General features: G+C 68.6%; 6 protein-coding genes. 1 reads left to right on the top strand and 5 read right to left on the bottom strand.

Annotated features, from left to right (window positions below; all coding sequences use genetic code 11):
- Positions 1 to 7: 7 nt before the first annotated feature.
- The 5 genes from OD750_RS27300 to OD750_RS27280 all read right to left on the bottom strand — a co-directional run bounded on the left by OD750_RS27300 (position 8) and on the right by OD750_RS27280 (position 11,211).
- Positions 8 to 565 carry an ECF-type sigma factor gene (locus OD750_RS27300; RefSeq protein WP_263542470.1) on the bottom strand — a complete coding sequence of 186 codons (558 nt, stop codon included), beginning with the start codon at positions 563 to 565 and terminating at the stop codon, positions 8 to 10.
- A gap of 205 nt (positions 566 to 770) precedes the next feature.
- On the bottom strand, positions 771 to 2,387 hold the full coding sequence (locus tag OD750_RS27295; protein WP_263542471.1) for an RHS repeat-associated core domain-containing protein: 1,617 nt from the start codon (positions 2,385 to 2,387) through the stop codon (positions 771 to 773).
- Positions 2,388 to 2,664: 277 nt separating this feature from the next.
- A complete protein-coding gene (locus OD750_RS27290; RefSeq protein ID WP_263542472.1) occupies positions 2,665 to 9,813 on the bottom strand; it encodes an RHS repeat-associated core domain-containing protein in 7,149 nt (2,382 codons plus the stop codon).
- Between the two features lie 434 nt (positions 9,814 to 10,247).
- Positions 10,248 to 10,598, bottom strand: a complete 351-nt coding sequence (locus tag OD750_RS27285; RefSeq protein ID WP_263542473.1) for a hypothetical protein — start codon at positions 10,596 to 10,598, stop codon at positions 10,248 to 10,250.
- Entirely contained in the window at positions 10,588 to 11,211 is a 624-nt protein-coding gene (locus tag OD750_RS27280) for a hypothetical protein (protein WP_263542474.1), read from the bottom strand. The genes OD750_RS27285 and OD750_RS27280 overlap by 11 nt, the downstream gene beginning before the upstream one ends.
- Positions 11,212 to 11,256: 45 nt before the next feature.
- Between OD750_RS27280 and OD750_RS27275 the strand changes: the two genes are divergently transcribed.
- The gene (locus tag OD750_RS27275; RefSeq protein WP_263542475.1) at positions 11,257 to 11,610 is read left to right on the top strand and encodes a hypothetical protein; all 354 of its coding nucleotides are present in this window, start codon (positions 11,257 to 11,259) and stop codon (positions 11,608 to 11,610) included.
- Positions 11,611 to 11,620 lie beyond the last annotated feature (10 nt).

Genomic DNA, 11,620 nt, shown 5'->3' with positions numbered 1-11,620 from the left:
CGCCCGGCTAGGCCTTCTTGAGCTCCGCGTGCAGAAACGCGCGGGCGAAATCCCAGTCGCGCGTGATCGTGCGGCGGTTGACGCCGATGATGTCGGCGATCTCCTCGACCGGCAGCCCCGCGAAATACCGCAGTTCGACGACTTTCGCCGCACGACGGTCTTCCGCTTCGAGCCGTCCCAGCGCGTCGTTCAGCGCGATGACGTCGAGCGCGAGCGCGTCGGCCGCCGATTCGTGGTGATCGGATATCGTCACGCGGATCCAGTCGCCGCCCGACTTCTGCGCGAGCCGGTGGCGCGCCCGGTCGATCAGGATGTTGCGCATCGCATTGGCCGCATAGGCAAAGAAGTTGCGCGGCCCGCCGAGCGCGAGCATCTCCTGTCGCGTCATGCGTTCGTACAGCTCGTGCACGAGTTCGGTGGTGTTGAGCGTCACGCCGCGATCGCGCGCGATCTGCCGGCTCGCGATCGTCTTCAGGCGCTCGTACGCCGCGTGAAACAGGTCGTCGCCGGCCGCCGTGCCGATGGTGCTTCCTGCATCCGGTGAAACGAGAGGTTCGGTCGACATGCGGCAAGGGTCGCATGTCGCCGAGAACGACTGCAATTGTCGCGGCAAGGCAAATGTTCGTGCGACCGCGCCGGGTGACGAACGCCGTTGTTTCGCGACGATGTCGGCGTGATGCATACGGATGGAAATCACGCGAGTCTCCTTGAGAATCCGCGGGCGTCCCGACGGCGACGGCCGACGGCCTTTCGCCGGCGCGCGCCCGGCGTCATTGACGCAGGACGTCCTGGACGCTGCGGGGCACGCAATTGCCGCCGAGCGCGAGGCAGCCGAGTTCGCCGGGCGTAACCGGAAATCCGCCGCCATCGGTGTTTCGCGCGCCGGGACGGGATATCCGGACATCCGGCGGCGGCAAGCCGAGCTTCTTGCGCAGATCGCGGCTCTGCTGTCGCAGATCGAAGATACGCTCGTACAGATCGCGCCGTTCGGCCCCGATGCGGTCCGCGCGCGCGGCAGTGGAAAAAGGTTCGGCGCCGAGATCTTCCACATTTTCCTGCAGCAGTTTCATCAGCGCCTCGGCGATTTTCAGATGCATCTCGTCGGAGGACATGCCGACGATCGGCAACCGGTCTTGCGGGCCGAGCGGTTCGATGGCCGGCTTCGGCGCGCTCGCGGGCGAGCCCTGCCCGTTTCCGCCGCCGCCGGGCGCCGCGAACAGGTTGCCGCCGTTGCCGAGATTGGGCGCGCGGTTGTCCGGCGGATCGCCGCCGCCGCCGGTCGGACTGGCCTGCGGTGTGCGCATGCCGCCGCCCATCGTGTTGCCGGTGCCTGAAGGCTCCGGCGGCGGCGATGTGCCGGTGCCGCCGTGCACCGATTCGTGGCCGCCGGGCGCGGGTCCGCCGGCCGCCGGTGCACTTCGGCCCGAAGAAATCGACGAGAGCGAGGTATTGGCACCGGCGACGCTGCTCATTTCGCGTATCAGCGGCTGCAAACCGGAGTCGGGATCGGCGACCAGCCCCGTCGGATCGGCCTTGTTCAAAGGATCGTTCTCGGCGAACGCATACGGGTTGCTCTTCGACGCCGCGCTCGCAAGCAGCAGCGGATCGCGGCTCAGAAAACGGCCGATGACCGGATCGTACAGGCGCGCGCCGAGCTGCGAGATGCCGAACGCCGCGAGAAAGTCGCCGCCATTCCATTGTTCACTCGTGTAATCTGCAGCACCCGGCAGCGCGCCGGCGGCGGTCCTCACTTCGCCGAACGGCTGGTAATCGACGTCCTGCGCGAACGCGCCGTTCTGGTTCGTGAAGAACCGGTTGCCGCGCGCCTCGCCGAACGCGAACGTCCAGCCCGCGCCGTCGCTACCGCCGTGGCGCGTCGCGCGCAGATCGCCCGGCCCCGGAATCGTGCGCACGATCACCGTCGTGCGCACACCGTCGATCATTTCCTCGCGCCGCTTGATCAGCGGGCCGAAGTGTTTGTCCTGGCGCGTGTCGGTCGTTCCCGGCCCCGTCAGCACGAGGCGCTGCACGTGACCGTCCGCGTCGTAGTCGTAGGTCGCCTGCGCGGCGCCTTGCGCGATCTGCCGTGTCCGTCCGCCGGGAAAGTAGCTCAGCGTGCGCGTGGCACCGTTGCGCGCGGGCATTTCCACGATGTTGCCGACCGCGTCGTACTTGACGTTGCACGCGGAATTCGGCGTCGCCGCATAGCCGATGCTGCATATCCGGTCGCGGTCGGTCGTCTGATAGCTCAACGTCAGATTCGTACCGGCCTGCAACCCCATGCCCGTTTGCGCGCCGGCGCTCCACGGCAGCAGCACCAGCAACATGCCGCCCCAGGCAGGCGCCGTCGTTGCGCGTCGCCTGCCGACTTCGATCCGCTTTTCCATGCTTCGTCTCCGATCGGCCCGCGACGTCGCGGGCTCTGCGCGAACAGGGACGAAATAGCGCGACGCGATGGGACATCGGAATCTCGATCGATACCGGCGCATCGCAAGAACTGCTTGTCCCGGACTTCCGGCTTCGTTGGTCCCGGACGAAGTTCGGCGAGCTTGCGAGCAAAGGCGATCGGGCCATCAAGCGTCAACCACGCGTGGAAATGCAAAGCGCCGGACGCGCCATGAGGCATCGTCCGGCGCAAAACCGCTCGCGGGTTTGCGCGCGGTTTTACCGATATAGCCTGGCGTCTGTGCAAGAACCCGGTTTACTCACGCAAAGCAATTCCCAAATAAAGTTGCCTTCCGGCGATGCCGGATGCAGGGCTCTTTCGGCGCGAGGGTTATCGATCGGGTCCATCCCCATCGCGCTCCTCAGCGCCTCGATTTCGACATAGAGTTCGGTGTGCTGTTTGTTCAGCGCGTCGTTCTCCTTGATCCACTGACGGGCGTATTTCGAGCCGTGACGCCAGATATCCACTTCGTCCCGAAAGCGGTCGGCATCGTCCAGATCCGCGTCGATCAGATCGAAAAGGCTGGTCAGAATGATCAGTCTTCGCTGCGGCGCGATCAGCTCGCGAACGGGCGCCCAGTTCAAGGTCAGCTCGCCCTTGCCCATCTCCGGTGAGGCTTCGAGTCGAACCCGCTTGATGAGCGGCGACATCGGTGCCGCCGCCGTCGATTGACCGCCGCTCCTGGGCGAGGCGAACACATTTGCACCGTTGCCGAGGTTCAACGCGTGGTTGTCCGGTCGAGCGCCGCTGCCGTTCGACGGCGTGGCGAACGGCGTGCGTATGCCGGTTCCCGTCGCCGTATCGACAGGAGGCTCCGGCGGCGGAAATACGCAGATCGTGCCTCCGCCGCCGCGCGTCGGCTCGAAGCCGCCAAGCCCGGGGAGTTCCCCGATCGGCGGGGCGTTTCGGTTCGAGTGGATCGACGAGATCGGCGTATCGTGCCCGGCGATGCCGCTCAATTCGCGCTGCAGCGGCCTGAATCCGAAGTCGGGATCGGTCGAAAGGCCCGTCGGATCGGCCTTGTTCAACGGGTCGTTCTCGGCGAACGCGTACGGATTGCTCGTCGATGCCGTGCTCGCGAGCAGCAGCGGATCGCGGCTCAGGAAACGACCGATCACCGGATCGTACAGGCGCGCGCCGAGCTGCGAGATGCCGAGCGCCGCGAGGAAGTCGCCGCCGTTCCATTGTTCACTGGTGTAATCGGCCGCACCGGGCAGCGCGCCGGCCGATGTCCTCACTTCGCCGAACGGCTGATAGTCGACGTCCTGCACGAACGCGCCGTTCTGATTCGTGAAGAACCGGTTGCCGCGGGTCTCGCCGTACGCGAACGTCCAGCCCGTGCCCTCGCCGCCGCCGTGGCGCGTCGCGCGCAGGTTGCCCGGTCCCGGAATCGTGCGCGTCACGACCGCCGTGCGCGCGCCGCCGACCGTCTCGTCGCGCTGCTTGATCAACGCGCCGAAGTGCTTGTCCTGGCGCGTGTCGGTCGCGTCGGAACTCGTCAGCGCGAGACGCTGCACATGGCCATACGCGTCGTAGTCGTAGGTCGCCTGCGTCGTACCTTGCACGATCTGCCGCGTCTGTCCGCCGGGGAGATAGCTCAGCGTGCGCGTGGCGCCGTTGCGCGCGGGCATTTCCACGACGTTGCCGACCGCGTCGTACTTGACGTTGCACGCGGGGCTCGGCGTCGTCGCATAGCCGACGCTGCAGATCCGGTCGCGATCGGCCGTCTGGTAGCTCAGCGCAAGGTTCGCGCCCGCCGCGCTGTCGATCTGCGCCAACACGTTGCCGAGCGCGTCGTAGCTCATGTCGCGCCGGCTCGTCGCCGGTGCGCCGGCCGGCCGGCGCTCGACCTGCGCTAGACGGCCCAGCGCGTCGTAGCTCGCGCGGATCGTCGGCGCCGCGGCTTGCCCGTCCGTGAGCTCCTGACGCGACAGCTCGCGTCCGACCGCGTCGTACGCGGGCGCCGCGCCGTTGCTGCCGGCGAACACGAATTCGCGCGCGCTTCCGAGCGGCGCCGGAGCGCTCACGCTGACGCGGTCGAGCAGACGGCGGCCGGTCTCCGCATACGTCGCGGCGTAGAGGTTCCGGCCGTAGCGCGCGCTGCGCACGCGGCCGAACAGGTCGAGGTCGGCGCTGCCGCTCGCATCGAACAGCGACTTGACGAGCGACGCGTCCGTATATACGACCGAGCGGCCGCGGCCGACGGAATCGTAGGCATAGTCCGCGGTTTCGTCGCGATAGCCCGTGTCCGGCAACAGCAGGTGCAGCCGCGTCGGCGCGCCGTCGCCGCGATATTCCTGCTTCTGTACATAGACGTTGTTCGCGGTGGACGTGCGATCGGTGTACACCTGCGCCGCCGCGCGGCCGAAGGCGTCGTAGCTGTAGCTGACGGTGCTCGTCGGCGAGCTCGCCTGCGCCAGTCGGCCGAGCACGAAGGTTGCCGGCACCGGCGGCGTCGCGGTGTTCACGCCGATGTCGTAGGCGAACTCGCGCACCGTCGCGGCGATCGCCTTGCCGTTGCTGCGCTCCTCGCCGTGCGTCAGGCGGCCCAGGCCGTCGTAGACGTTGTGCAAGCCGCGGTTCGGCGCGTCTTCGGTGCAGGCGGATACCGCGGTGTCGCACCATTGCGTCGAGACCAGATCGCCCCAGTCGTTGTAACGGCGCCGCTGCGGCGCCGAGCCGCTTTCGGCGAGTCGCGTCACGCGGCCGAGCGAGTCGTAGCGCCAGTTGCTGCTGACCGCGCCGGCGAGGTTCACGACGTCGAGGTAGCGATTCGTCTGTATGCGGTTGCCGAGCTTGTCGTAGCCGTAGTCGGCGATCTCGAGCGTCTCGTCGTTGCCCGAGCGCCGCGTGCGCTGGCGCAGCAGCTGCCCGATCGCGCTATAGCTCGCCTCCTGCTCGACGCCCGCCTGCGGCGAGCCGCTCGTACGCGCGTCGGCGTCGCTGTAGCGCACGCGCTCCTCGTTCGCGTCGAACACGCGGCTCTGGCAGCCGACGTAGCGCTCCGCGCCCGCGTCGCTCTGCGGGTTCGCCGCGAACGCCTGCGGGCCGTAGCCGCGCCAGGTGCACTGCGCGTCGCCGTCGGGCCGGTAGTGATGCGTCGTGCCGTACGCCGTCGCGAAGTTCTGCCCGGTCTCGAACGCATCGGCGACGAACGCGACGCGGCCGAACGCATCGTAGCTGCGCTGGCCGACGCTCAGCGTGCGGTTCGCGTAGTCGGCGCCGAGCGCCACCTCGCTGCGCTGCATGCGGCCCAGGACGTCGACGAACACCGTCGCCGAGCGGCCCGCCGCCGTGTCGGCGCTGCCGGGCGCCACGACGTCGGGAAATACCGTGCGCGTAACGCGGCGACCGCCGCCCTGACCGATCGCGAAGCCGAGATAATTCGTCCGGCTCAGCACACCCTCGCTGCCGCCGGGCGGCGCGACCGTCGTGCGCAGCTCGCGTCCGAAACCGTCGTAGGTGCGGCCGCGCCGCGTGCCGTTGGCGTCGGTCACGCCGAGCACCCGCAAGGTCACCGCATCGAACGTCGAAGTCGTCGCCTGTGCCGGCAGCGCGGTGCCGTCGGCGTCGATGGCGGCCTGCTGCACGCCCGTGGCCACCAGACCGAACGCGTCGTAGTTGATGTTCACCGTGCGGCTCGCGCCGTCTTCGCGCGCCGTCGTCAGGTTCAGGAGCTGCGCGGTCGCCGTGTCGTAAATCGCATCGAACCTGCGCACGTCCGGCCGTGCCGGATCGACCGGCGCGCCGGTCGCGACGTCGAGCCGCGCGCTGATCTGCGCGGTCGCGAGACCGGCCGCCACCTTGCCCGCCGGCAGCTTCACGCCGCTCGCGGGCGTGTCGTACTCGTAGCGCTCGTGGCTCAGCAAGGTCGCGCCGTCGCAGTCGCGCAGCGTCACCGACGCCGGCGCGACCAGCACGCGCGGCACCGCGGTCACCGGCACGGCATACACGGTCTGCGTGCACACGTCGTCGTCTTCGATGTTGAGATCGTTGTCGTCGCGCACCGACGTCGTACGCGCGTAGTCGTCGATCGCGAGCACCTGGCGGCTCGTCTGTACCGTCTGCGTCGAGGCCAGCGCGTCACCACCACCCGGCGTGCCGCGCCAGTCGAAGCGCGTCTGCAGGTAGGCAAAGCCGCGCTGCGTGCACGCGTCGGCGGCCGGCACCTGCGACTTCGACGACGCGTAGTCGTACGGATACACCATGTCCTGGCACCGCTCGTTGTTCGCCGGCGCGACGCCGTCGGCCAGTGCGCGCGTCGACCACACGTACTGCGTGCCGGCGCTGCGGCGCGGATCGCTCGCGAGGTCGACGTTGAGGAGATTCCACGGATTCGTGCCGACGCTGCCCGCGAGACTCACCGTTTCGGCGGGCCGGCCGGCCAGCAGGTAGCGCCGCAGTCGCGCGGCTGCGTCGCTGCCGGCCGTATAGACGTCCAGTCCGCGGCGCTCCTCGATGGTCGCGGTGCCGCTGCCGTCGCCGCCAGCCTGCAGGCTCACGCTGCGCCGGTAGCCGGTGAAGCGGAACGCGTCGGCCAGCGGATCGAAGTGCATCGACGCGCCGCGATACGCGTAGCGCCACGTCGCCAGCAGCGCGTTGTTCGAAGCGTCGCGCGTGCCCACCGACTCGACCACGATTTCCGCGAACGGCACGCGGTGCTCGCCGTTCCATTCCTCCTTGGCCGAGCGGTAGCCGATCGTCGTGGACGCGCCGTAGCCGTTGTCGATACGCGTGAGACGCCCGGCCGCGGGCACGCTCGCGACGCCCGCGCCGACGTCGACCTGCGCGACCGGCGGCTTGAGCTGGAACACGTCCCAGCGGTCGGCCTTCTGGTTGACGAGTTCGGGCTGCCCGTCGCCGTCGAGGTCGTACAGGCCCTGCACGGTGCCGGCGGAAACGTTCGCCGCGGGGCCGGCCGGCAGCTCGCAGCGGTTGCGTTCGACCGACAGCGCGACGTTGTCGTCGAGCGCCGCGCCGACGATCGCGATCGTCGCCGCCGGCGCATACCCGGTGCCGGTGCCGAGCGCCACGGTCTTCGTGAAGCCGGCCTGGTCGAGATAGTCGGCGATGCCGTCGCCGTTGATGTCGCGCAGCGCGGCGAGCGTCTTCGTGTCGTACTGCGTCAGCGTGCCGCACGACTGCGGCCTGGCCTCGCCCGGACGCGATACGTCGGTGACGAGATCGGTCGACGTGCGCGACAGCGGTCCCGGCAGCGTGACGCTTGCGGTTGCGTACGGCCGGCTCATGTCGCCGGTGCCGAGCCGCGCCGAGGCGATGCCGTTCGACGTGGTCACGCGATCGGCGATGCCGTCGCCGTTGACGTCCTGGAACGCGCACGTCTGGGCCATGAGGCCGCCGGGCGCGGCGCTCGCGGGATCGACTTCCCAGCGGTCGACGCCGCAGCCGTCGCTGCCGCCGCTTTCGAGCAGCACCGGCGAGGAAAAGAGCTCCGCGCCGTTTTCAAGGTGCGTGCCGGCGGTGTTGATCAGCGCCTTGACGTCGCGCGAGCCGGACAGGTCGCTCGCGAGCGTGGTCAGCTCGTGGCGGAAGTCCAGCGGCGGCGGTGGCGGATAGTTCGGCGGCGGCGGGCTGTGGCGTGTGCTCAGATTGACGTACGAGCCGTTGTAGACGAAGTCCGGGTAGCCGTCGCCGTTGACGTCTTTGAGTTCGAACTCGGTGATCGTGCGCTTGCGCGGCGTGATCGCCGGCGCGCCCGAACACCCTGCGCCGTTCGTTCCGGCCTGGTTCGGCAGCCAGCGCACCGTGCCGTCGACGAGATGATTGGTCCAGCACGTCGCATACGCGTTCTGCGGCACCGTCGTGCGGCGCGCCAGCGGCACGGCGCCGTCGAACGTCGTGCCGGCGGCCTGCAGCGCCTGGCGCAGGCGCGTCGTGTCGATCCGGTACGCAAGATAGACGCTCTTGTCCGCGTCGGCCGGGTTCGGCGTGTTGAGTTTGACGAGCCATGCGTTCGGGTCGCTCGCCGCATCGATCAGGTCGACGCGGCCGTCGCCGTTCATGTCGAGGTACTGCACGTAGGTGTCGTGCCGGTTGTCGTTCCGGAAGCGGGTGCTGTTGGGGCCGGAGCTGAGCGCCCGGCTTGACGGAAACGCCGGCAGCAGCGTCGGCACCGCGACGAATTGCACGGGTCCGGCCGCGTTGGCGCGGTTGACGTAGACCTGCCGCGCCGCGTCGGTGAAGTCCGGGCGGCCGTCGCCGTTGAGATCGATCAGCGACTGCGTCGTTTCGAGCTGCTGCTCGTCGCGCGGATCGCTCGCGCTGCCCAGGCGCGCCGCGGTGGTGTATCCGATGCCGTTGTCGTAGTGGCCGCCGCCCGACGGCGGTCCGGCGCTCTGCACTTTCTGAAACGTCACGGCGTTGCCGGCGCCGACGATGCCGCCGTAGCCGTAGGCGCCGACCGGCAGCGACACGTTCTGCTCGGGCGTGCCCTGCTGGCCCGACCGCGTCACCGAGGACAGTCGCGGCAGGCGCGTGTCGGCGTCGGGCTGGTAGGCGAACGCGTAGTTCGCGAGCGTCTTTTCGCTGCCGCAGGTTTCGCGGCTCTTGAGCGTGATCGCGGTGAGCTTGCGCTGTCGCGCAAGCACCGCGCCGTTGATCAGCGACATCGACAGCGGCGCGACCGCCGCCGCGTCGTAGCTCAGGATGGCCCGGTGCTTGTAGCAACCGGCCGTGACCGGATGCGCGTTGTACGACACCGACGCAAGATCGATCGACAGCCCCGTGCCGCCGCCCGGCAGCGCCGGCGCGCCGATCGCGTAGCTGAGCTCCAGACGGTTTGCGCTGCCGGGGCCCGCGATCGCGGTCAACAGGTATAGATTGCCGTCGACGAGCCGCGAGCCGGTCGTCGCGCCGCGCGAACTGAACGTGTACGTGCGGCCTTCGCCGTCGTAGGCCAGCAAGATGCCGTCGCCGCCGCTGCGCACCTCGATCGTGCTGTCGCCGCGGATGCCGGTCCAGGCCGTGTTCGCGGCGTTGCGTACGAGATCGACCGAGGCGCCGTCGAGATTGAGGCTCAGCCGTTCCGGCGCCGACAGCGGCGGCGGCGTCAGCGAAAACGCCTGCGGCGCCGGCCGCTGCTGCGACGTGGTCGTGCTGCGCGCGATGAACGAGAGCGGCACGTCCCAGCCGAGGCCGGCGGCGCCGACGCGCCGCCCGCCGTAGACCACCCGCAACGGTACGGGCAGATCGCCGCGCGCAGCCGGCAGATCGAGCGGCACGCTCGCGGCGTAGTCGCCGGCGGCGTTCGCGCCGTGCCGGAATCCGGCGTCCGACGCCGTGTCGTAATGCGCGCCGGCGACCGGCGCCAGCTGCGCGCCGGCACCCAGCGGCAACAGTGCCAGCAACGCGCTTCCCAATGCCGGCGCCGCCCTGCGGCAGCGCCGGCCGATCCTTGTCGACCTTCCCATGCACCCTCTCCATCCGGTACCGCAACCGTGCGGACCTTCTCGGCAGGCGGGGACGGCAAACGGCGTTCCGGTGGGACATCGACGGATTTGGGACACCCGGATTCGCGGATTCGGGACACCCAGGAATTCGGGACACCCACGAATTCGTGACACCCACGAATTCGTGACACCCACGAATTCGGGACACCCACGATTCGAGCACCCGGATTCGGGACACCCACGATTGGGGCGGATCGGGACACTCACGATTCGGATTCGCGCGATCGGATTCGGGACACCCACGATCGATTCGAATTCGCGACACCCACGATTCGAGAAATCGGATTCGCAAACCGGCACCGAACCGAGTCCATGCGTACCGAACCGGCCGGTCATTTGCCGATCGGAAACGCCCGATCGCGCAGCGCCTTGGCAACGGTCGCGGACTGCATCTCGCCGAGTTTCGCCGCTTCCGCCTGCAGCACGGCGGCGAAACGCGCTGCGGTGTCCTGGCGCTTTTTTGGCGCCTCGAACGCCTGCCACGAGGTCGCCAGCAGCTTGTCCGCGACCGCAGCGCCGAGCGCCTCGCGCAGTTGCCAGAACAGTCCGCCCCAGATCGCCATGCCGCCGTACGGCTCGCCGTCGAGGTTCTTCGCGAAGCTCGCGAACGATTCGTCGTGCTTGAGATTGCGGATGTAGGGATTCGCCGTACCGAAAACGCGCGCGAATTTTTCACCGAGCACCGGCGTGTTCAAGAAACTGCAGGCGAAATAGTCCGCGAGACCGCCTTCGATGGCTGCGTGCTGCGTGTGCAGATGTTCGACCCCCTTCGAGCAGCACGTGGTGCATGTACTCGCGGATCGGGACCGACGGGTCGTCCGCGATCTTGTCGTCGATGATGATCTTTTCGCCGTCGTAGGCGGCGTTGTCGAAGCCCGGTTCGATCTGCACGACGATCTTCTTGATCGCCGGCGGAAAACCCGCCTTGTCGAGATACGCGAGGTATCTGGTGAATATCGTTTCGAGGTTGCGCCGCAAGGAGGCGTCGATCGGCGCCGCGTCGTCGAACCCGAGGCGCGTCGATGCCGACGGCAGCAAAGGACCGCTGCCCTTCGGCGTCTTGTCGAGGTACGCGGAGAGTTTCGCGCCGAGGACGGGATCGGCGATCAGGCCGGATTCGAGCAAGAAGCGCAGATTGACGTCGGCACGCTTCGCGGCGTTTTCGCCGCCGCCGGTCTTGATCATCTCCAGGATGCGCTCGGCTTCCTGCTTGGATTTCTCCAGGTCGCGCTGCGAAGCCCCGTTGACGAAGGCCACCACGGCATTGCCGCCCGCGGCCAGCGCGGCGGCCAGCACGGCGACGATCAGCGGGCTGCGCCACTTCGCGCCGCGGCTCTCGGCGTGCTTGATCTCGACCTCGCGGTCGCGGTTCGCCTGATCGCGCTCCCGCAGTGCGTAGTCGAGCCGCTTGAGTTCGATCTCGGCCTCGCGAACCGATTGCTCGCGTGTTCGCAGTTCGAATTCGCGCGCCCGCAGATCGCGCTCGAAGCGCCACTTCTCGGTCGCGAGGTCGGCGTCGTTCGATGCGCGGTCGGTCGGCTTTTCATCCACGGCGAACACCTCGGAGCGGGATCCGACGGCGCGTCGGTCTTCGCGAGATCTGTCGCGACGGGACAATTCATCCCACCGCGCTCGCCGCGAGATTTTCACGACCGCCTGACAACCGCCGCCCCGAAAAAACGAAAGACACGCTGATACCGCCCTT

This window comes from Tahibacter soli (assembly GCF_025717065.2).
Classification (GTDB): Bacteria; Pseudomonadota; Gammaproteobacteria; order Xanthomonadales; family Rhodanobacteraceae; genus Tahibacter; species Tahibacter soli.
This window is presented reverse-complemented; position numbering and strand designations above follow the sequence as displayed.

What these genes read in the sequence shown, in the direction of transcription:
- OD750_RS27300 (WP_263542470.1), bottom strand. Translation starts at nt 565, where the DNA reads ATGTCGACCGAACCTCTCGTTTCACCGGATGCAGGAAGCACCATCGGC.
- OD750_RS27295 (WP_263542471.1), bottom strand. Translation starts at nt 2,387, where the DNA reads ATGGAAAAGCGGATCGAAGTCGGCAGGCGACGCGCAACGACGGCGCCT.